At 69.8% G+C, this 20,338-nt stretch carries 21 protein-coding genes and 1 tRNA gene; 15 read left to right on the forward strand and 7 right to left on the reverse strand.

What is annotated here, in order from left to right; all coding sequences use genetic code 11:
• Positions 1 to 18 precede the first annotated feature (18 nt).
• Together Q0579_RS17790 and Q0579_RS17795 are read right to left on the reverse strand one after the other, a co-directional pair.
• Positions 19 to 1,080 (reverse strand): sodium:calcium antiporter, encoded by a 1,062-nt coding sequence (locus Q0579_RS17790; RefSeq protein WP_298815126.1) that lies wholly within the window; start codon positions 1,078 to 1,080, stop codon positions 19 to 21.
• A gap of 523 nt (positions 1,081 to 1,603) precedes the next feature.
• Positions 1,604 to 3,754, reverse strand: coding sequence for a transglycosylase domain-containing protein (locus Q0579_RS17795; protein ID WP_298815128.1), 2,151 nt, complete (start codon positions 3,752 to 3,754; stop codon positions 1,604 to 1,606).
• A gap of 90 nt (positions 3,755 to 3,844) precedes the next feature.
• On the opposite strand from Q0579_RS17795, the gene Q0579_RS17800 reads away from it, so the two are divergent.
• The 8 genes from Q0579_RS17800 (at position 3,845) to Q0579_RS17835 (ending at position 12,589) form a co-directional block, all read left to right on the forward strand.
• Entirely contained in the window at positions 3,845 to 4,324 is a 480-nt protein-coding gene (locus Q0579_RS17800; protein WP_298815131.1) for a YaiI/YqxD family protein, read from the forward strand.
• A 92-nt stretch (positions 4,325 to 4,416) separates the two neighbouring features.
• Positions 4,417 to 5,529: a hypothetical protein gene (locus Q0579_RS17805; RefSeq protein WP_298815134.1), complete on the forward strand. Its 1,113-nt coding sequence runs from the start codon at positions 4,417 to 4,419 to the stop codon at positions 5,527 to 5,529.
• Positions 5,526 to 6,539: a phosphotransferase family protein gene (locus Q0579_RS17810; protein ID WP_298815137.1), complete on the forward strand. Its 1,014-nt coding sequence runs from the start codon at positions 5,526 to 5,528 to the stop codon at positions 6,537 to 6,539. Before Q0579_RS17805 ends, Q0579_RS17810 begins: the two co-directional genes overlap by 4 nt.
• Positions 6,536 to 6,916, forward strand: coding sequence for a hypothetical protein (locus Q0579_RS17815; protein WP_298815140.1), 381 nt, complete (start codon positions 6,536 to 6,538; stop codon positions 6,914 to 6,916). Before Q0579_RS17810 ends, Q0579_RS17815 begins: the two co-directional genes overlap by 4 nt.
• The gene (locus Q0579_RS17820) at positions 6,913 to 9,237 is read left to right on the forward strand and encodes a CoA transferase (RefSeq protein ID WP_298815144.1); all 2,325 of its coding nucleotides are present in this window, start codon (positions 6,913 to 6,915) and stop codon (positions 9,235 to 9,237) included. The genes Q0579_RS17815 and Q0579_RS17820 overlap by 4 nt, the downstream gene beginning before the upstream one ends.
• A gap of 15 nt (positions 9,238 to 9,252) precedes the next feature.
• Complete coding sequence (locus Q0579_RS17825) at positions 9,253 to 10,056, forward strand: crotonase/enoyl-CoA hydratase family protein (RefSeq protein ID WP_298815148.1); 804 nt, start codon at positions 9,253 to 9,255, stop codon at positions 10,054 to 10,056.
• Positions 10,041 to 11,564: an acetyl-CoA acetyltransferase gene (locus Q0579_RS17830; protein ID WP_298815151.1), complete on the forward strand. Its 1,524-nt coding sequence runs from the start codon at positions 10,041 to 10,043 to the stop codon at positions 11,562 to 11,564. Before Q0579_RS17825 ends, Q0579_RS17830 begins: the two co-directional genes overlap by 16 nt.
• Before the next feature lie 152 nt (positions 11,565 to 11,716).
• Positions 11,717 to 12,589 (forward strand): CoA ester lyase, encoded by an 873-nt coding sequence (locus tag Q0579_RS17835; RefSeq protein ID WP_298815154.1) that lies wholly within the window; start codon positions 11,717 to 11,719, stop codon positions 12,587 to 12,589.
• Here the strand turns inward: Q0579_RS17835 and Q0579_RS17840 are convergent.
• Positions 12,574 to 13,056 (reverse strand): hypothetical protein, encoded by a 483-nt coding sequence (locus tag Q0579_RS17840; protein WP_298815157.1) that lies wholly within the window; start codon positions 13,054 to 13,056, stop codon positions 12,574 to 12,576. The two genes, Q0579_RS17835 and Q0579_RS17840, sit on opposite strands and share 16 nt — an antisense overlap.
• 113 nt (positions 13,057 to 13,169) lie before the next feature.
• Between Q0579_RS17840 and rpiB the strand changes: the two genes are divergently transcribed.
• Genes rpiB through Q0579_RS17865 form a run of 5 tightly spaced genes read left to right on the forward strand, consistent with a single transcriptional unit; the run spans position 13,170 to position 16,314 of the window.
• A complete protein-coding gene (rpiB, locus tag Q0579_RS17845; RefSeq protein ID WP_298815160.1) occupies positions 13,170 to 13,604 on the forward strand; it encodes a ribose 5-phosphate isomerase B in 435 nt (144 codons plus the stop codon).
• Positions 13,601 to 14,911: a serine hydroxymethyltransferase gene (gene glyA / locus Q0579_RS17850; protein WP_298815163.1), complete on the forward strand. Its 1,311-nt coding sequence runs from the start codon at positions 13,601 to 13,603 to the stop codon at positions 14,909 to 14,911. Before rpiB ends, glyA begins: the two co-directional genes overlap by 4 nt.
• A gap of 6 nt (positions 14,912 to 14,917) precedes the next feature.
• Complete coding sequence (locus Q0579_RS17855) at positions 14,918 to 15,091, forward strand: hypothetical protein (RefSeq protein ID WP_219769905.1); 174 nt, start codon at positions 14,918 to 14,920, stop codon at positions 15,089 to 15,091.
• Positions 15,092 to 15,553, forward strand: coding sequence for a transcriptional regulator NrdR (gene nrdR, locus Q0579_RS17860; RefSeq protein ID WP_219769906.1), 462 nt, complete (start codon positions 15,092 to 15,094; stop codon positions 15,551 to 15,553). It begins immediately after the preceding gene.
• A gap of 5 nt (positions 15,554 to 15,558) precedes the next feature.
• Entirely contained in the window at positions 15,559 to 16,314 is a 756-nt protein-coding gene (locus tag Q0579_RS17865) for an RNA methyltransferase (RefSeq protein ID WP_298815174.1), read from the forward strand.
• A gap of 10 nt (positions 16,315 to 16,324) precedes the next feature.
• Here the strand turns inward: Q0579_RS17865 and Q0579_RS17870 are convergent, their stop codons facing one another.
• The 3 genes from Q0579_RS17870 to Q0579_RS17880 form a co-directional block, all read right to left on the reverse strand.
• The gene (locus tag Q0579_RS17870) at positions 16,325 to 17,200 is read right to left on the reverse strand and encodes a Brp/Blh family beta-carotene 15,15'-dioxygenase (RefSeq protein WP_298815177.1); all 876 of its coding nucleotides are present in this window, start codon (positions 17,198 to 17,200) and stop codon (positions 16,325 to 16,327) included.
• 2 nt (positions 17,201 to 17,202) lie between these two features.
• Positions 17,203 to 17,904: a bacteriorhodopsin gene (locus Q0579_RS17875; protein ID WP_298815180.1), complete on the reverse strand. Its 702-nt coding sequence runs from the start codon at positions 17,902 to 17,904 to the stop codon at positions 17,203 to 17,205.
• A gap of 280 nt (positions 17,905 to 18,184) precedes the next feature.
• Positions 18,185 to 18,270: transfer RNA gene (locus Q0579_RS17880), tRNA-Tyr, on the reverse strand.
• A gap of 238 nt (positions 18,271 to 18,508) precedes the next feature.
• On the opposite strand from Q0579_RS17880, the gene rlmB reads away from it, so the two are divergent.
• Positions 18,509 to 19,255 (forward strand): 23S rRNA (guanosine(2251)-2'-O)-methyltransferase RlmB, encoded by a 747-nt coding sequence (gene rlmB, locus Q0579_RS17885; RefSeq protein WP_298815183.1) that lies wholly within the window; start codon positions 18,509 to 18,511, stop codon positions 19,253 to 19,255.
• A gap of 43 nt (positions 19,256 to 19,298) precedes the next feature.
• Here the strand turns inward: rlmB and Q0579_RS17890 are convergent, their stop codons facing one another.
• Positions 19,299 to 19,616, reverse strand: coding sequence for a 2Fe-2S iron-sulfur cluster-binding protein (locus Q0579_RS17890; protein ID WP_174194074.1), 318 nt, complete (start codon positions 19,614 to 19,616; stop codon positions 19,299 to 19,301).
• Positions 19,617 to 19,694: 78 nt separating this feature from the next.
• Between Q0579_RS17890 and Q0579_RS17895 the strand changes: the two genes are divergently transcribed.
• A complete protein-coding gene (locus Q0579_RS17895) occupies positions 19,695 to 20,324 on the forward strand; it encodes a DNA-3-methyladenine glycosylase 2 family protein (RefSeq protein WP_298815191.1) in 630 nt (209 codons plus the stop codon).
• Positions 20,325 to 20,338 lie beyond the last annotated feature (14 nt).

The following is a 20,338-nucleotide window of genomic DNA, read 5'->3' on the forward strand; positions in this document are numbered from 1 at the left end:
CGCGCTCGTCAACCGGCCTCAGCCGTGCGTCGCGATCGCGAACAGCCCACCGACACCCAGCGCGTAAAGAACGAGCACCGCGAGCGAGTCGATGCCCATACGCCAGAACAGCCGGCGCGGGCGGAAGATCAGCCCGGCGGCGTAGACGCAGGTGAGCAGGATGCCGAGCCCGGCGAGGTAGATGTCGCTCGCCTGCGCCGACGGCAGCACCGCCTCGCCCGAGACGACCACCGCGAGCAGGAAGAGGACGGGGAGGAAAGCGTTGCCGCCGAAGATGTCGCTGATCGCGAGCTGGTAATCCTTCATCCTGACCGAGGTGATGCCGGTCGACAGTTCGGGCAGCGAGGTGGCGGCGGCGAGGATCGTCGCGCCGAACAGCACGCCCGACAGCCCGATCCGGTCGGCGATCGCGTCGCCGCTGCGCTCCAGCAGGACGCCCGCGACCAGCGTGGCGAGCGCAGCCGCGCCGAAGACCCAGAAGACGCGGTTAGTGTGCGGCGCCCCGGCATCCTTCTTGTCCTGCGAGTGGCCCTTTGGCTCCTCCTGCGTATCGGGCGCGTCGCCCGCGCTGTCGTGCCACGGTAGGCCGCGGCTGGCGCGGCTCGACAGCCACAGGCCGGCGAGCCAGAGCGCCGCGATCGCGAGCGCGCCGGGGGTGACACGGAAGGCGATCAGGTCGCCGGGCAATTGCGTCGCCATGATCGCGACGATCAGCACCGCGACGACCAGCACCGCCTCGACCACCAGGCTGAGGCTGGCGGCGCGGTAGGTGAGCGCGGCGCGTTCCTTCATCGCCATGTCCATGAAAACGAGCACCACCGTCTGAATCGCGATCCCGCCCAGGATGTTGCCGACCGCGACGCCGATGTTGCCGCTGGCCGCCGCGCTGACGGTGATCGCGATCTCGGGCAGGTTGGTCGCGACCGCGAGCACGACGATCCCGCCCAGCGCCTTGCCGAGGTGAAGCCGCGCGGCGAGCACGTCGGTCGTATCGGCGAGCTTGACGCCCGCGATCCAGATGACGCCGGCCGACGCGGCGAAGATCAGCAGCAGGATGGGAAGCGAGCTTTGCGCTAACACGGGTATTCCTTCAACGGCCGCGATCGCGCGGTCGGGATAGGTAACGTGCGGCCGGCGGGTACGGGTTCGTTGGGGCGTGTAGGTGAGCGTTTACACCGTGGTGCGGCGCCGTGGACTGAACGTTGGCATGTCCGGTTCGTGCGCCTTGGGATTGAAGTGGCGGAAGCTCGGATCAAGCCCGGAACGGCGGGAGGCTCGGGCGCGTGTTGAGCGACGCGATGAGTTGGTAGATCGTTGTCGACGCCAGCCCACTACGCTCGTCACCCCGGCCTCGAGCCGGGAGCAAACTTCCTTCGCGACGACAAGCCGGATGGTGTAGTTTGACGGGCTAAGCGCTCTCGCATCGATGCCGCGCTCCGATCGGTAGTTCCGGGGACAGCGGGACCCCGGATCAAGTCAGGGGTGACGGGGTGTATGATGACGAACGGAAGCAATGACGAATGGGGACAAGGTGCGTTGCTGTCACCGGACCTACTCCAAGGATCGGGCCGGCTCGACGAGACGCGCCCTTAGACGGCTGCCCCTACTCCTCGCCGCCGTCCTCGTCGTCGGGCGCGCGGCGATCCTCGCGCGGCGGTGGTGGTGGGCCGCGGTCGCGTGGGCCGACGATCAGCGAGCCATCGGACGACTGGCGGATGTCGACGCCGAGGTCGCGCAGACGGTCGGCGGTCTGGTCGACCGCGCCGCCGATCAGGTCGCCGACCGGATCGCCGTTGCCGATCGCGGCCTCGGGATCGATCGCATTTTCCTCGACCACGACGGGCTTCACGACCGGCTGGATGTTCAATGCCGATTGCATGAAGTTGCGCCAGATCTGCGCGGGGATGCCGCCGCCGTGGAGCCCCGGATTGGGCGAATTGTCGTCGTTGCCGACCCACACGCCGACGACCAGATCGCCCGCGAAGCCGATGAACCACGCGTCGCGCCCCGATTGCGACGTGCCGGTCTTTCCATAGCCCGGCACCGACAGCGCCGCCTGTCGCCCGGTGCCGCGGATCGAGGAGGAGAGGAGCGACAGCATCGCCGCGCGCTGCTCCTCGGGCATCGTCTTCTGCCCGCCGGTCAGTGACTCGAACCAGCCCTTGTTGCCCGCGGTTTCGCGCAGACCGTGCGCCTCGACCGGGTAACGTCCGTTGGCGATCCCGGCATAAGCGGCGGTGAGTTCTAGCAGCGACACCTCGGAGGTGCCGAGCCCGATCGTCGCCTCGTTGGCGATCGGGGTCGAGATGCCGAGGTCGCGCGCCGCCTTGATCACCTGCCGCACGCCGACCTGCTGCGTGAGCCGCGCCGCGGCGACGTTGGACGAGCGCGCAAAGGCGCGCGCGAGCGTGATCTCGCCCAGGTAGCGGCTATCGTCGTTCTTGGGCTTCCACCCGGCGATCTCGACCGGCTCGTCCTCGACCGTGGAAGCGGGGGTCATGCCGGCGCGGATTGCCGCCAGATAAACGAACAGCTTGAAGGTCGAGCCCGGTTGGCGCTTGGCTTGGGTCGCGCGGTTGAACGGCGAATCCGAATAGCTCTTGCCGCCGACCATCGCGACGACCTCGCCGTTCGGGCGCATAGCGACGAGCGCGGCCTGCGCCTTCTTCAGCCCCGCCTGCCGGATCACGCGCTCGGCGGTCGCCTGCAGCTTGCGGTCGAGCGTCGTCTTGACCTTGGTCTCGTCGCGGATCTCGCCGGCCTGGTCGCGCGCGCTCGGCAGCACCCAGTCGGCGAAATACGTGCCGGTGGGGACGCTCTGCGCTGACTTCGCGAGCACGCGCTGCGGCTGCACGGCTTGCGCCTCGCGGTGGGTGAGAAAGCCCGCATCCTCCATCGCGCCGATCACCACCGCCTGCCGCTTGCGCGCACCCTCGAGGTTGCCGGTCGGGGCGAGACGCGACGGCGCCTTGACGAGGCCGGCGAGCATTGCCGCCTGTCCGACGTTCAGATTTTGCGGGCGGCGGCCGAAGTAATGCTGCGACGCGGCGGTCAGGCCATAGACGTTGTCGCCAAAATAGACGTTCGACAGATAGCGCGACAGGATCTCGTTCTTGGACAGCCACGCCTCGAGCCAGAAGGCGATCGCGACCTCGCGGATCTTGCGCGCGGCGGTGCGGTCGGAGTCGAGGAAGGCGTTCTTCGCGAGCTGCTGCGTGATGGTCGAGCCGCCCTCGCGCACGCCGCCGCCGCGCATGTTATGCCACGCCGCGCGCGCGATGCCGCGCGGGTCGACGCCCCAGTGCGAGAAGAAGCGCCGGTCCTCGATCGCGACGAACGCTTCGCGCACGTGCGGCGGCAGCGTGGACGCATCGACCGGCGCGCCGATGATCGCGCCGCGCCGCGCGATCGGCACGCCGCTGGCATCGGTCAGCGTGATCGACGGCGGCGTCGGCGGCTTCAATGACTGCGACAAAGGCGCAGTGACCGCGAGCCAGATCACCGCGAGAATGAACAGCACGATCCCCGCGGCGGTGCCGCGTACCAGCCATTTGCCCCAGCGAAGGCGGCGGCGGCGGCGCGGCGGCTCGTCGCCACCGCCACCAAGCCCGCCATATTCTTGCGAGGGCTCGTCCCGCCACGCGTCGAACGACGGCAGCGGTTGCGCAGGGGGCGGGGCGGGGCGCCAGGGATCGCGCGATGCGTCGGCCGGCGCGTGATTGTACCGGACGCGGCCAGAGTCGTATGGGTCCATGTCTTGTCCGGTGACTTACAGTAATATGACACTCGCCGCAAGCCGCGGCGTGAAGGGATGCAATAGCGTGATGTGGAAGCGAGCGGAAGGATGAGCGCGGGCACCTCGGGCGCGCTCACGATCCTGGTCGATGCCGATGCGTGTCCGGTGAAGGAGGAGATCTACCGCGTCGCTTATCGCACCGGCGCGGGCGTGGTGGTGGTCAGCAACCAGTGGCTGCGCGTGCCGGCGCATCCGCAGATCCGCCGCGTGGTGGTGGGTGACGCCTTCGACGCCGCCGACGACTGGATCGCCGAAACAGCCGACGCGCGGAGCATCGTCGTGACGAGCGACATCCTGCTTGCCGACCGCTGTTTGAAGAAGGGCGCGAGCGTGCTGGCACCGACGGGCAAGCCGTTCACGCTCGCGTCGATCGGTGGCGCGATCGCGACGCGCGCGATCATGGCCGATCTGCGCGCGGGCGGCGAGCAGATGGGCGGACCCGCGCCGTTCTCGGCGGCGGATCGCTCGCGATTCCTCAATGCGCTCGACGCGCTGCTGGTGAAGGTGGCGCGCAGCAGCGTCGCGTAACTTTTGTTATCCAAGCGTTGACAGCCGATCGCCGGCTGGTCCAACTTCGCGCCCACGGTGACGCCAGATCGCCGCTGAGAGAGGTGCCGGCGATGGTCCTGACCAAGGGCGACGATTATCCGATCCACCAGACGGCGGAGCCGGTCGCCTTTGCCGGGACCGACCGCAATCTCTACGATCGTTATTATTTCAACGGCTACGCACCGGGCATCGGCGACGACGGCTTCTTCGCGGTCGCGTTCGGCGTCTACCCGCACATCAACGTCACCGACGCGAGCTTCTGCTGGTTGAAGGATGGGCGGCAGGTCAACCTCCACGCCAGCCGCGGGCTCGCGATGGAGCGGATGGACCTGCACGTCGGACCCGTCGCGATCGAGGTAGTCGAGCCGCTGCGCGTGCTGCGCGTGACGGTGGATGCACCCGACGAGCGCGTGCGCGCCGACCTTACCTTTACCGGCCGCGCTTTTCCGCTTGAGGAGCCGCGCTTCACGCGCCGCAACGGCCCGCGCACGCTGATGGACGTGACGCGGATGACGCAGAACGGCCGCTACACCGGCTGGGTCGAGGTCGACGGCGAACGCCACGATGTGTCGGGCTGGATCGGCACGCGCGACCGCTCGTGGGGCGTGCGCCCGATCGGTGCCGCCGACGCGCAGCCCGCCAGCCCCGCGCTGCCTCCGCAATTCTTCTGGCTGTGGAGCCCGTGCGTGATGGAAGGCGGCGACCTGTATTTCCACACCAACGACGACGCGCATGGTGCTGCATGGAACCGCCGCGCAGTGTGGAAGCCCGAGGGCGGGGGGCAGGGTGACGAGCGTCACTATGACGATGCCGCATTCCACATTGCGTGGCAGCCCGGCACGCGCCGCGCGCGCACCGCGTCGCTCACCTTGCGCGACGCGCGCGGCGAGACGCGGGTCGCGTTCGACATCGGCGAGACGTTCATGATGCTCGGGCTCGGCTACGGCCACCCGCGCTGGGGGCACGGCATCAGCCACGGTGAGGCGCTGACCGTGGGGCGCGAGGACTTCCGGGCGGACGAACTCGCGCCGATGCAGCCGCACCACCTCCACGTCCAGGCATCGGTCGGCGTGACGATGACCGAACCCGATGGCCATGTTCGCCGCGGCAAGGGCGTGCTCGAACAGCTCGTCCTTGGCCCGCATGCGCCATCGGGCTTCAACGGCGTGCTCGATCCGGCATGACGGGCACCCCGCTCTCCGCCGACGCGCTCACCGCCTATCTGTCGCGCCTCTGGTCGACGCCGGTCATGGTCGAGGGGCTGGCGCGCATCCCCGGCGGGGCGAGCCGCGAGACCTACCGCTTCGACGCGCACGCGGACGGCGAGACGCATCGGCTGATCCTCAGGCGCGATCCGGGCGGCAGCCTGATCGATACCGAGAGCGAGACCGAGTTTCGCGCCTATCAGAGTGCGGCGGGCGTCGTCCCGGTGCCGCGCGCGGTCGCGCTGGAACGCGACGGCGCCGAACTCGAGCGGCCGTTCTTCATCATGGAGCGTATCGAGGGCGGCGAGGTGGCGAGCCCGTTCACGCGCGCGCCGTTCGGCGAGCATGGCGAGCGGCTGGGCGCTGCGTTCTTTACCGCGCTCGGGCGGCTCGCCGCGCTCGATCCGGCGGGCACGCCGCTCGCCGCGTATCTGGAGACGCCGGCGCCCAACCGGGCGTGGCAGGTCGCGCTCGATTATTGGGAAGCCGTGCTGGACGAGGATGAGGCGCAGCCGATGCCGGTGGTCCGCGCCGCGATCCGGCTGCTGCGCCGCGAACCGCCGCCGCCCGCGCAGAAGATCGCGATCGTCCACGGCGATTATCGTTCGGGCAATGTGATGCACGACGGTGCGGGCGGGATGCTCGCGATGTTCGACTGGGAGATGGCGCATCTGGGCGACCCGCTGGAGGATCTCGGCTGGGCGCTCGATCCGATCTGGGACCATTTCGAGCCCGGCTGCGTGTGCGGCATGACGTCGCGCGCACGCGCACTGGACACGTGGCGGGCGGCGAGCGGGCTCGCGGTCGACCCGAACGCGATGCGGTGGTGGTCGCTGTTCAATGCGGTCAAGGGCCGCGCGATCTGGACTTCGGCGTTCGCCGAGTTCGTGGCGGGCGGGCGCACCGACCCCGTGCTCGGCATCTCGGGCTGGTACACCGCGCGGCGGCAGGACGCGATCATCGCCGCGCAACTGGAGGATTGGCGGTGAGCGATCTGGGCGACGTGCTGACCGGCGCGGGGCTGGTCGGGCTGGGCGCGGGCGCGGCGGCTGCCACGCACGACGCGTACGGCGGCGCGATGATGACGGTCGCGGGGCTGCTCGCGGTGCTGGGCGCGCAGGAGGCGGACCAAGCGGCGGCGTGGCGGCTGGCGGACATCGCGGCGATGCGTACGCTGCTGGGTGATGCCGCCCCCGCGACGGGCGAGGGGATGACGCTCAGTGAGCTCGACGAGGCATGGGCGACGCTGTCGCGCGCGTTGATTACGCATCATGCCGGCGTCGCGCCGGGAAGCGAGGAGGACCGCGCGATCCTCGCCTTCTACCGCGAGAGCACCGGGCGGCGCGAACTGGTGTGGCCGCAATGAGCGACGCGCAAGTGCGAGCCGCGGAGACGCTCGACCGGCCGCTCGCGGGGATGCGCGTGGTGGAGTGCGTGTCTGGCACGATGGCGCACACTGCGCGGTTGCTCGCCGATCTGGGTGCGGAGGTGATCCGCGTCGAGCCGGCGGGCGGCGGCGCGGAACGACGCGAAGGGCCGATGCTCAACGGCCAGAGCCTGTTGTTTGCAGCCGCCAACCTCGGCAAACGCGCGGTTGCGATGGCGGTCACCGACCCGTCGTTCGACGCCCTGCTCGCCGACGCCGATATCCTGATCGAGAACAGCGCGCCCGGCAGCGACGCGCACGCCGCGCTCGATCCCGCCGCGCGCGCCGCGCGCCATGCGGGGCTGGTCGTCGTGTCGCTCAGCGATTTTGGGCAGGTCGGGCCTTGGCGCACCTGGCGCGCGACCGATCCGGTGCTCCATGCATTGTCGGGCGGATTGTCGCGCTCCGGACTGCCCGATCGCGCACCGCTGTTGCCGCCGGGCGAATTGTTCCTCCACGCCGCGGCGACGCAGGCGGCGGTGATCACGCTCGCCGCGTTCATCCAGCGGTTGCGCGACGGGCGCGGCGATCATGTCGACGTCGCGCTGATCGAGGCGGGGATGGCCGCGCTCGACCCCGGTTTTGGGATTGCGGGCAGCGCGCAATCGGGCGTGCCGCTGTGGAAGATGTCGCGCGGCCGCTTCGACGAGCGGCACCGTTACCCGATCATCGCGTGCGCCGACGGTTATGTCCGGCTGTGCATCATGGCGCCGCGGCAGTGGCGCGGGATGTGGGAATGGATGGGGCGGCCCGATGCCTTTGCGGGGTCCGAATGGGAGAAGTTGCAGACGCGCTTCCGCTCGCCCGACCTGATCCCCGCGATTGCCGCGCTGCTGGCGACGAAGACGCGCGCCGAGGTGGAGGCGGAGGCAGCGGCGCACGGCGTCCCCGCCGCGGCGCTGCTCGACCTCGACGAGGGGATCGCGAACGAACAGATTGTCGCGCGCGGCGCGTTCAAGCCGGTCGCGGTGGCGGGCATTCCGGTGCCGATGCCCGATGGTGCGGTGGAGATCGACGGCCAGCGCACGGGCCCGCGCGGCGGCGCACCCGATCTGTCGAGCGACCCGGTAGCGTTCGATCAACCGCGCGGGCACTGGACGCCGCCGCCCGCCGCCGACCGCCCCCTCGCGGGGCTGAAGGTGCTCGACATGGGGGTGATCGTCGTCGGCGCGGAGACGGGGCGGCTGCTCGCCGATCTGGGCGCGGACGTGATCAAGGTGGAGAACGGCGCCTTTCCCGACGGCCAGCGCCAGTCGCGCGACGATGCGCCCGTCTCGATCACCTTCGCCGCCGGGCACCGTAACAAGCGCGGGCTGTCGATCGACCTGCGCGCCGACGCGGGCAAAACGCTGTTCGCGCGATTGGTGGGCGAGGCCGACGTGCTGCTCTCGAACTTCAAGCCCGGCACGTTCGACGCGCTCGGCTTTTCGCCCGATCGCTTGCGCGCGCTCAACCCGCGGCTGGTCAGCGTCGACAGCTCCGCCTTCGGCGCGACGGGGCCGTGGAGCAGGCGGGGTGGCTATGGTCCGCTGGTACGCTGCTCGGCGGGGCTGTCGAAATTGTGGGTGTACCCTGACGACCCGGCGAGCTTCTCCGACGGCGTGACCGTCTATCCCGACCACGTTGCCGCGCGTGTTGGGGCGGCGGGCGCGCTCGCGCTGCTGATCCGGCGGATGCGGACGGGCGCGGGCGGGCGCGCGAGCGTCAGCCAGATGGAGGTGATGATGGGGCATCTCGCACCCCTGTTTGCCGCGCGTGCCGCGGGTGCCGACATAACCGAGCCGGCGCGCGCCTGGCCGTGGGGCATCTATCCGGCGGCGGGAGACGACGAGTGGGTCGTGGTCACCGCGCGCGACGCGGCCGGGGAAGAGGCGGTCGCGCGTGTCATCGGACACGACGACTCGATCAATGATCGCGACTTCGCGCTCTCCGCTTGGACACGCGCGCGGACCGCCAGCGAGGCGGCGGCGTTGCTCCAAGCCGCGGGCGTCCCCGCCGCGCCGATGCTGCGGGTGGTCGAATTGCCCGACCAGCCGCAGTTTCAGGCGCTCGGCACCTTTCGCACTGCGACGCATCCGCTGCTCGCGCAGCCGGTGACGGTCGAGGCCGCGCCCGCGCGCTCGCGTCTCGCCACACCCGAACAGCGCCCGGCGCCGCGGCTGGGCGAGCATAGTGCCGACGTGCTCGCCGACTGGCTGGGCCTGAGCGAGGCGGAGATCACGCGGCTCGAACAGGCGGGCACGATCGAAGTGGCGGCGTGAGCGAGGGATAGGCAGATGACGACATCCGGCAACGACGCGGTGCTGGTCGAGCGGCGCGACCATGTCATGATCGTGACGATCAACCGACCCGAGGCACGTAACGCGGTCAACGCAGCGGTGCACGAGGGAGTGGGCGACGCGCTGGAGGCGGCGGACGCCGACCCGGAGATCCGGTGCGTTATCGTGACGGGCGCGGGCGACAAGGCATTCTGCGCCGGTGCCGACCTAGTCGCGCTGTCGCGCGGCGAGCGGCTGGCGCCCGACGACGCGGCCAAGCAGGCGTGGGGCTTTGCCGGCATCGTCAGCCACCCGATCTCGACCCCGGTCATCGCTGCGGTCAACGGCTCGGCGTTGGGTGGCGGGCTGGAGATCGCGCTCGCCTGCGATCTGGTCGTCGCGGTGGATACCGCGATCTTCGGCCTGCCCGAGCCCAAGCGCGGGCTGTTCGCGGCGGCGGGCGGGGTGTTCCGCCTGCCCGCGCAGATCCCGCAGAAGATCGCGATGGAAATGATGCTGACCGGCGACCCGATCACCGCGGAGCGCGCGCTGTCGCTCGGGCTGGTCAACGCGCTCGCGCCCGCCGACGCGCTGCTCGACACCGCGCTCGCGCTCGCCGCGCGGATCGTCGCCAATGCGCCGGTGTCGGTCCAGGCGTCGAAGCGGATGGCGCTCGGCATCGTCGACGGCCGCGTCGCGCGCGAGGAGGCGGCATGGGCGCAGAACCGCGCGGAAAGCCGCATCGTCTTTTCCAGCGCGGACTCGCGCGAGGGGCCACGCGCCTTCGCCGAAAAGCGCGCGCCGGTGTGGACCGCCTCGTGAGCGTCGATCCCGAACGCGTCGCGGTGATCGTCGGCGTCGGGCAGGTCAACGACCGTCCGCGCGACCCGGCCGAGGGCATGGAGCCGCTCGCGCTGATGCAGGCGGCACTCGACGAGGCCGACCGCGATGCCGGTGGCGGCTGGCTGCGCGATGCCGACTTGGTCGCGGTGGTGCAGCAGATCAGCTTTCGGGGGCACAATCCGCTGGCATACAAGGTTGCGGCAGCGATCGGTGCACATCCTGCGCTGGCTTATGAGTCGGTCGGGCCGAACGGCGACAGCCCGATCCTGCTGCTGAACGAAGCGGCGAACCGGATCGCGCGCGGCGAGGGGCGGATCGCGGTCGTCGTCGGCGCGGAGGCGCTGCGCACCGCGAGCGCGCGCGCGGCGGCGGCGGCGAAGACCGATGTCGCGGCGCAAAACCCGCTGCGTACACTGACCGATGCAGCGAAGCCCGGATATCGCCGCCAATACGGTCTAAGCGCGCCGGTCGACGTTTACCCCTTGTACGAGAATGCAGCGCGCGCCGCTTGGGGGCAGACGCTCCGGCAAGCGCAGCGCGAGACGGGCGAGATTTGGTCGCGCTTCTCGCAAATCGCGGCGCAGACTCCCGCGGCATGGCTGCATACGGCTCGCACGCCCGAAGAGATCGTGACGCCGGGCGCGGACAACCGGCCAATCGCCTTTCCCTATACCAAGCTGACCGTCGCCAATTCGTCGGTCAACCAGGGCGCGGGGTTCATCGTCACCAGCCTGGCCGAAGCGCGGCGGTGCGGCGTGGCGGAAGCGCGGATCGTCTATGTCGGGCGGGGCGCCAGCGCGCACGAGCCGGAGGATTTCCTCGCGCGCGACCGGTACGACGCGTCGCCGAGCATGGCTGCCTGCCTCCAGCATGCACTGGCATGGAACGGGGTCGACGCGGCGACGCTCGACCTGGTCGAACTCTACTCCTGCTTTCCCTGCGTGCCCAAGATGGCGCGGCGCGTGATCGGCTGGCCGGTCGATCGTCCCGCAACCGTGTTCGGCGGCCTGACCTTCGGCGGCGGGCCGATCGGCAATTACATGAGCCACGCGGTCGCCGAGATGGTTGACGCACTGCGCGGTGGCGAGGGGGAGACGGGGTTGCTCTACGCCAATGGCGGCTACGCGACGCACAACCACGCGATCGTGCTCGCGACGCATCCACTGCCGGGCGCGGGGGAGCCGCACGACTTCGATGTGCAGGCGGCAGCCGACGCGGCGCGCGGCGCGGTGCCCGAACTGGTCAAGGACTATGACGGCCCGGCGACGATCGAGACCTACACCGTCTTCTACGCGCGCGACGGATCGGCGAGGGGCGGAGTGGTGGTGGCGCGCACGCCCGCCGGGCAGCGCACGCTCGCCAAGGTGCGCGCCGACGATCTCGCGTTGATGACGTGGCTCACCGACGGCGTTGCCGAGTCGGTGGGGCACGTCGGGCACGTCGCACGCGAGGGCGAAGTGTCCGTGTGGCGCCACGCGGTGGCGTGAGGGCGCGCTTCACGCCTGCCGAGGCCCTGATCGCGGAGTTCGGCTCTTTCACGGGCATGCCATGATGCGGGCGCCCTTGACCCTGGCGACGGCATCTTCATGGAACGGGTAACGATTTGCCCGGCCCGCGCCGCGGCGACGGAGGACAGCCAGTGAACGACGAATCCACGCCCGTCCGCCCGCGCCGCAGCGTGCTCTACATGCCCGCATCGAACGCGCGCGCGGTGGAGAAAGCGCGCGACCTGCCGTGCGACGTCGTCATCCTCGACCTGGAGGACGCGGTCGCGCCCGAGCAGAAAACGAGCGCGCGCGACGCGGCGGTCGCGGCGGTGCGCGCGGGCGGGTTCGGGCATCGCGAGCTGATAGTGCGCGCCAACGCGCTCGACACCGAATGGGGCGCGGACGATCTCGCGGCGCTGGGCGCGAGCGGCGCGGACGCGGTGCTGCTGCCCAAGGTGTCCGACGTGGCGGCGCTGCACGCGGCGCGGCAGGCGCTGGGTGGGGACACGCCGCTATGGGCGATGGTCGAAACCGCGCGTGGTGTCGTCAACCTGCCCGAGATCGTCGATGCGAGCCAGGACGTCGGGCTCGCCGCGCTGGTGGTCGGCACCAACGATCTCGCCAAGGAACTGCGCTGCCGCCCCGGCAAGACACGCGCGCCGCTGCTGCCGATCCTGACCCAAGTCGTGCTCGCCGCACGAATGGCGGGGTTGGTCGCGCTCGACGGCGTGATCAACGTGCTGGACGAAGAGGCCGCAATCAAGGCGGAGTGCGCGCAAGGGCTCGAATGGGGGTTCGACGGCAAGACGCTGATCCACCCAGCGCAGATCGCCGCCGCCAACCGCGTGTTCTCGCCCGCGTCTGCGGAGATCGCCTGGGCCGAGACGGTGGTTGCGGCGTTCGACCTACCCGAACACGCCGCGCGCGGCGCGATCCGAGTCGAGGGCAAGATGGTCGAGCGGCTCCACCTGGAGGAAGCGCGCCGCACGCTCGCGCTCGCCGCTGCCATTCAGGCGCGGCAGTAACCCTCGCCCGATCTGACGGTCAGGCAGTTCTTCTTGCCCGCCATCCACTTCAGTCCGGTGGCGTCACCGTCGCTCGGGCGCAGCAGCAGCGTCTCGCCGCCCCTGGTGAAGCGCAGCCCCTCGGGCGTTACGCTCGCGGGGTAGGTGCCGGCCATGTCGGCGTCGAGGCCCCAGCGCATGTTCAGGTCGGCGGTCGCGGCGCCCGTGGGTTTCACGGTCAGCACCATGCCCTCAACCCCGATCCAGCGGCCGGCATAGTCGCGCGCGGTACGCGCAGCAGGCGGCGACGCGGCGGGAGCGGGTGACGCATCCGACGTCGGCATCGCGACCGGCGCGGCGATGTTGTCCGCCGCGGGCTCGGTCGCGCCCGCGCTGGTCATGCTGTTGCTGGTGGTCGACGGCGGCGCGCCGTTGCAGGCGGCGAGCGTCAGGGCAAGGGGTAGGGCGAGCGGCGCGATCTGCTTCATGACCGCTGACGAACACCCACGCCCGAGCAAGCGTTCCGGGTGGCGTTTACGCGCGCGCGGGGCTATGGAGCCGCGCATTCCGATCATCTCGACCACGAAGGTGTCCCACCCCTTTGCGCATCGTTATCGCATCCGATCACGCGGCCGTCTCGATGAAGGCCGATCTCGTCCAATGGCTGGGCGACGAGGGGCATGAAGTGCTCGACCTCGGCACACACGGCAACGGCAGCGTTGACTATCCCGACTACGGTTATGCGCTGGCCCAAGCGCTGGCGGACGGGCGCGCTGAGCGCGGCATCGCGCTGTGCGGTTCGGGGATCGGCATCATGATCGCGGCCAACCGTAACCCGGCGGTACGCTGCGCGCTCGTCGCCGAGCCGCTGTCGGCGAGCCTCGCGCGCAGCCACAATGACGCGAACGCGATCGCGATGGGCGCGCGGCTGATCGGCCCCGAAATGGCGCGCGCCTGCGTGTCCGCGTTCCTGTCCACCGATTTCCTCGGCGGCCGCCATTGCGCGCGCGTCGACAAGCTGAAGGACCCCGCATGAGCAGCAATCCGATCGTCGCCAACGATGTCCAGCCAGATGGCTTCTTCACCCGTGGCCTCGCCGACGCCGACGCGGCGGTGTTCGCGGGCATCGAGCACGAACTGACGCGCGAGCAGACGCAGATCGAGCTGATCGCGAGCGAGAACATCGTCAGCCGCGCGGTGTTGGAGGCGCAGGGCTCGGTCTTCACCAACAAATACGCCGAGGGCTATCCCGGCAAGCGCTACTACCAGGGTTGTGCGCCGTCGGACGAGGTAGAGGTGCTCGCGATCGAGCGCGCGAAGCAGCTGTTCGGTTGCGGGTACGCCAACGTCCAGCCGCACTCGGGCGCGCAGGCGAACGGCGCGGTGATGCTCGCGCTCGCCAAGCCCGGCGACACGATCATGGGGTTGAGCCTCGACGCGGGCGGACACCTGACGCACGGCGCGCGCGCGGCGATGAGCGGCAAGTGGTTCAACGCGGTACAGTATGGCGTGACCCCCGATACGCATCTGATCGACTATGACCAGGTCGAGGCGCTCGCGATGGAGCACAAGCCCCGCATTCTCATCACCGGCGGTTCCGCCTATCCCCGCCACATCGACTTCGCGCGGTTCCGGGCAATCGCGGACAAGGCCGGCGCGACCTTCATGGTCGACATGGCGCACTTTGCAGGCCTGGTTGCGGGCGGCGTCCACCCGACGCCGTTCGGTCACGCGCACGTCGTCACCACCACCACGCACAAGACGCTGCGCGGGCCCCGTGGCGGCATGGTGATGACCGACGACGAGGCGATCGCGAAGAAGATCAACTCGGCGGTGTTCCCGGGATTGCAGGGCGGTCCGCTGATGCACGTCGTCGCCGCCAAGGCGGTCGCGTTCGGCGAGGCGCTGCGCCCCGACTTCAAGGCGTATGCAGCCGCCGTGGTCGAGAATGCCAAGGTGCTCGCCGCGACGATGAAGGAGCGCGGCGCGGACCTCGTCTCGGGCGGGACCGACACGCATCTGGCACTCGTCGACCTGACGCCGCTGGGCGTGACCGGCCGCGACGCCGACGAGGCGCTGGAGCGTGCCGGCATCACCTGCAACAAGAACGGCATCCCCAACGATCCTTTGCCCCCGGTCAAGACCAGCGGCATCCGCGTCGGCTCGCCCGCCGGCACGACGCGCGGGTTCGGGCCGGCTGAGTTCCGCGAGATCGGCAACATGGTCGCCGACGTGCTCGACGGTTTGGCAAAGAAGGGCGAGCACGGGGACCCCGAGGTCGAGGCGGACGTTCGTGGTCGCGTGCGCGATCTCTGCGCACGCTTCCCGATCTACGAAGGGTAACAAACTGTGTCGAAGTTCGATGAAATCCAGGGCGAGATCAAAGCGACGCCGGGCCTGGGCAAGAAGATGGCCAAGTACAGCGCGATTGGTGCGATCGTCGCGATTCCGTTGCCGGTCGTCGGCCCCGTGCTCGGCGCGATCGCCGGTGCCGCGGTCGCTTATGCGAAGCGCAAGGACTGAATGCGCTGTCCGTTCTGCGGCCATGAGGCCAGCCAGGTAAAGGACAGCCGCCCCACCGACGACGGCGCCGCGATCCGGCGCCGTCGTCAGTGCGAGGGCTGCGCGGCGCGCTTCACGACGTTTGAGCGGATTCAGTTGCGCGACCTCGTGGTGGTGAAAAGCGAGCACCGCCGCGAACCCTTCGACCGCGAGAAATTGCTCCGCTCGGTGTCGATCGCCGCGCGCAAACGGCCGATCGACGCGCTCGCGATCGAGAAGCTGGTCAGCGGCATCCAGCGTCAGTTAGAGACGACCGGCGACAGCGAGGTCACCTCCAAGCGGATCGGCGAGATGGTGATGGACGGGCTCAAGGGTTTGGACTCGGTCGCGTACATCCGCTTCGCCAGCGTTTACCGCGATTTCAGCGAGGCGCGCGATTTTGAGGAATTCGCCGGCACCGTCGAGGAGGCCGCGCGCGGATGAGCGACGTGACCGACCCTATCTCTCACGAGCCCAACGGCGCCGTGCCGCCGCCCGCGATCGTTCTCGTGCGCCCGCAACTGGGCGAGAACATCGGCAAGGCCGCGCGTGCGATGCTCAACTTCGGGCTCACCGACCTTCGGCTCGTCGCGCCGCGCGACGGCTGGCCCAATCCTGCTGCCGGCCCCGCTGCCTCCGGCGCCGACGTCGTGCTGGAGCGCGCGCGCGTGTTCGACACGGTGGCGGACGCAGTCGCCGATCGCGCGCACGTGTACGCGACCACGGTGAGGAAGCGCGGCGTGACCAAGCCCGTCGTGACACCGGAGGCCGCCGCGCGCGCCATCCACGCCGAGCCGGGCGGCTCGGCGATCCTGTTCGGCCCCGAACGCTCGGGGCTGGAAACCGATGACGTTGCGCTGGCGCGCACGATCGTGACGGTGCCGATCAACGCTGAGTTCGGCAGCCTCAACCTGGCGCAGGCGGTGATCCTCGTCGCCTACGAATGGTCGAAGCACGTCGCGCTCGCCAGCCCGCCCGAGGTGACGCTCGATCCGCCCGCGCCGCACGGCGAGTTGGAAGGCATGATCGGGCAGCTCGACGCGATGCTGGAGGCGGCGAACTTTTTCTTCCCGCCCGATCGCGTGCCGACCTCGAAGCGGACGATCCGCACCATGCTGACCAAGCCCGGCTGGACTAGCCAGGAAGTCCGCACGATGCGGGGGGTTCTGTCGGCGCTGTCGGGCAAAAAGGCCTCGCGCAGCTGAGGCGCGAACGTCAGGCGGTGCGCAGATGGGCGGCTTCCGGCTCGCCCGCGAACCACGGCGTGACGAGCAGATGCGGCACCGCCAGGGCGGCGATCGCGGCGAATAGCGCGCGCACCCCGCTCTCATCCACGCGCAGCAGCACCGCGCCGACCACTCCCGCGAGCACGAAGGCGAGCAGCAGGATCGGTGCCACCGCGCGGACGTAGTCGAGCGTCGACGCGCATCCGATCCGCTGCTGCCGGGCCGCCGTCTGCGGCAGCGCGTGAAGGATCAGGAACCCGAGCGAGAAACCGATCAGCGGCGGAAAGACGAGCAGGGCAAGCGTGCCGGTTGCCAGCCGCGCGTCGCGGCGCTGCCAGGCTAGCAGCAACAGCGCGACAGCGGTGATCCCGCCGGTGAGCGCCAGCGCAGTAACCAACGGTTGCACCAAGGCATCGGGGCCGCCCGCGATCACCAGCAAGTCGTGCAGCGATGCGCGATGAAGCACGGCCGGCGTCGCGATCAGGCTGACACCGCGCGCGGCTCGTTCGGCAACCGTTCCAGACGGTGCATCTTCCAACGCAAAGTGGATCGCCGAGGCGAGCAAGAACAATGGCAGCGCGACCGCGGGTTCGGCGGTCCACCACCACAGACAGACGAGCGATACGACACCGTAGAGCGCGAGAAAGCCAGGGCGGCGCGCGCGGTCGACGATCGCGAGATCGCTCGCTCCGTGCGCCATGCCGATCACGCCCACCGCGACGATCGCATAACCGAGCTGCACCAGCAGAGGCGCAAAGGAGGCGACGATCGCGGCCACCCCCAGTACGCTCCAGCCAAGTGCGGCGAGCCGGCCGTGCGCCACCGATCGATCGGACTGCGGCCGGCCGATCGACGGCGCCGCCATGCTCACGCGACCGTGCGCCGGTGGTTGTGCTCGCGCAGCGCCTTGTCGACGTTGCTGGCGGCGAAGAAGGCGTAAGCGACCTTCGCGACCACATCCATGATCAGGATCGCCCACACTGACGTCGGGTCGTTGATGATCTTCAGCCCTTCGGGACCGACCAGGAAGACGATCGGGTACAGGAACCACACCACCGTCAGGAAGCCGACGTTCTTGATGTACGCGCTGCCGAGCGCCTCGCCGCGCTCCATCGCGCGCGCGCGCAGCGGCACCCACAGCAGGTACAAAACGCCCGCGAACGCGACGCACGACCACAGATACCAAACCCATTTTACCACCGGCACTGCGGCGACCGAGGAGATCAGACCCGTCAGGATCATCAGTACGTCGAGCACGATGATCGCGGTCAGATAGCCGCCGACTTCGCCGGTCGAACCGCGCTCGTGAAAGGCGAGCAGGACGAGGCTGGCCAGTAGGATCGGCGTGGTCACCGACCAATCGGCGTAACGTGCGAGGTAGGTCGCGGTGCCGTCGAACTTGATCAGCGTGCCGATGCCAAAGGCCATGGCAAGATAGGCGGTCGCGGCGATGAACGGCACACTGGCGTGCAGCAACGTGTGGTGCCGGGACGGCGGCTCCTTGCTGCCCGTCACGTAGATCGCGAGCGATCCGAGCGACAGGATCGTGAATCCTATCAGGAATGCCATTCCGTCCATCATCAACCCCTGCACAACCACGCACGGCTTGATGCCGCCGATGGCCGCTTAACGGAGATCAACTGCACTCCGGTCCGTGTGACGAGAAATTAATGTTGCGGTATGTTGCTGCGCATGTGTCGGGCGCCGAACGCCAGATCGTGCGCCCGGGCGGGGCAGCCGGCGTGAGATCCCAGCGCAGGCCAGCAACATCGTTGATGCAGGTGATCGGCAGGTCAGCGGGTGTGTCGCTGGCGGGTTGTCGTCCCGACGCGGGTCCGTTCAGAAAAGGTGGTGGAAGGGACTGGATTCGAACCAGTGTACGCTCACGCGGGCAGATTTACAGTCTGCTGCCTTTAACCACTCGGCCACCCTTCCATCCGGGTCGCGCCGGACGTTGGTCCGGCACCTGCTGCACGGCGCGGATCGCGCGGTGCAGGCGGCTGGTCAGGCCGCTGGTCGACGCCGCGGAAGCGACGAAGAAGGCGGCTCCTAGAGGCGTGCGCGGCACCGCGCAAGCCCCTTCGCGCCGGGGACGCGCAAATGCCGCGCGCTTGCACGCGCGCGGCGCGCGGCATAGGCACGCGCGCATGCAGTTCACGAAGTTTCCGCGCTGATGGCGCGCCGCGGTCATCGCCCCAGCCAGACGCAAGGCAACCGCCCGCGCTTCTGGGGCCGCCACGCGGTCACCGCCGCGCTCGCCAATCCCGAACGGGTGGTGCGTAAGATGTGGGGCACGCGCGAAGCCTTGTCGTCGCTCGACCTGCCGTCGTCGATGCCGGTCGTGTTCGCCGAAGCGCCCGATCTGGGTCGATTGGTCCCCAACGACGCGCCGCACCAGGGTCTGGTCGCCGAAGTCGATCCGCTCGAGGAAATCTGGCTGGGCGACCTGTTGGCGCAAGGCGAGGGTGACCGCCGCCCGCTGATCGTGCTCGATCAGGTCACCGATCCGCACAACGTCGGCGCGATCATGCGCTCGGCCGCCGCGTTCGACGCGCTCGGCATCGTCACGCAGGATCGCCACGCGCCGCCCGAATCGGGTGTGCTCGCGCGCTCAGCCTCGGGCGCGCTGGAGGTGGTGCCGTGGGTGCGCGTCGTGAACCTCGCGCGCGCGCTCGACGAGATCGGCGAGGCAGGCTTCTGGCGCATCGGCCTGACCGGCCACGCGCCCGCGACGCTCGCCGAGCAACTGGGCGAGACGCGCCCCGCGATCGTGCTGGGCGCGGAGGGCGAGGGGATGCGGCAGAATACCGAGGCGCATTGCGACCAACTCGCGCGGCTGCCGATTTCGGGCAAGGTGGAGAGTTTGAACGTGTCCAACGCCGCCGCGATCGCGCTCTACGCCGTGGCCGCGCGCGGCTGAACGCGGCGAAAAGGGCGCGGCCATCGACCGCGCCCGATCGGCATCAATCCTCCTCGGCGATCCGCACCTTCAGCCCGTCGAGTGCGGAGGTGAACTGGATCTGGCACGACAGGCGCGAACCCGCGTCGCGGTCGGCGGACGAGTCGAGCAGGTCGTTCTCGTCCTCGCTCATCTTGGGCAAGCGATCGGCGAAGGCGGGGTCGACGTGGACGTGGCACGTCGCGCAGGAGCAGCAACCGCCGCACAGCGCCAGGATCTCGTCGATGCCGGCGTCGCGGATCACTTCCATGACCGACAGGCCGACCTCGCCATCGATCTCGCGTTCTTCCCCCTCGCGCGTGACGACGATAAGCTTGGGCATGATCTTGTCTCCGATTGGTGCCGGCCTCCATGCCGCGTCGCGCGTGCCCGAGCAATGGTGGGCGCAACGGGTTCCGCGATGGGCCTGAGCGAAGGCGATCTGCGCGCCGGGCTGGACGCGCTGGCCGCGATCGAGCCCGCGATCGCCGCCGCGATCGCGCGTGTCGGCTATCCGGCGCCGCGCATTCGCCAGCGCGGTTATGCCACCTTGCTGCGCACCATCGTCGGGCAGCAGGTGAGCGTGCGCGCCGCCGATGCGGTGTGGCGCAAGCTGGAGGAGCAGATCGGCGACCCGACCGACCCTGCGATCATCGCCGCGGCGAGCGACGAGGCGTTGCGCGCCTGCGGCTTCTCGCGTCAGAAGACCGGCTACGCGCGCAGCCTGGCGGACGAGGTGACGAGCGGCCGGCTCGACCTCGCGCATCTCGCCGCCGACGACGAGGAGGCGATCGCGCAGCTCGTCCGCGTCAAGGGCATCGGACGCTGGTCGGCCGAGGTGTACCTGCTGTTCGCTGAAGGCCGCCCCGACATCTGGCCCGCGGGCGACCTGGCGGTGCAGATCGAGGTCGGCCGCATTCTGGGCCACGATGCGCGCCCGAGCGAGAAGCTGACGCGCGAACTGGCCGAGGCGTGGCGTCCCCACCGCGGTGCCGCGGCGATCTTCACCTGGCACCATTATGGCGCGGGGCCCGACGCGGCACCGGTTTGAGGGGGGGCACGAAC

The organism is uncultured Sphingomonas sp. (assembly GCF_936927845.1).
In the GTDB taxonomy this organism is placed as follows: Bacteria; Pseudomonadota; Alphaproteobacteria; order Sphingomonadales; family Sphingomonadaceae; genus Sphingomonas.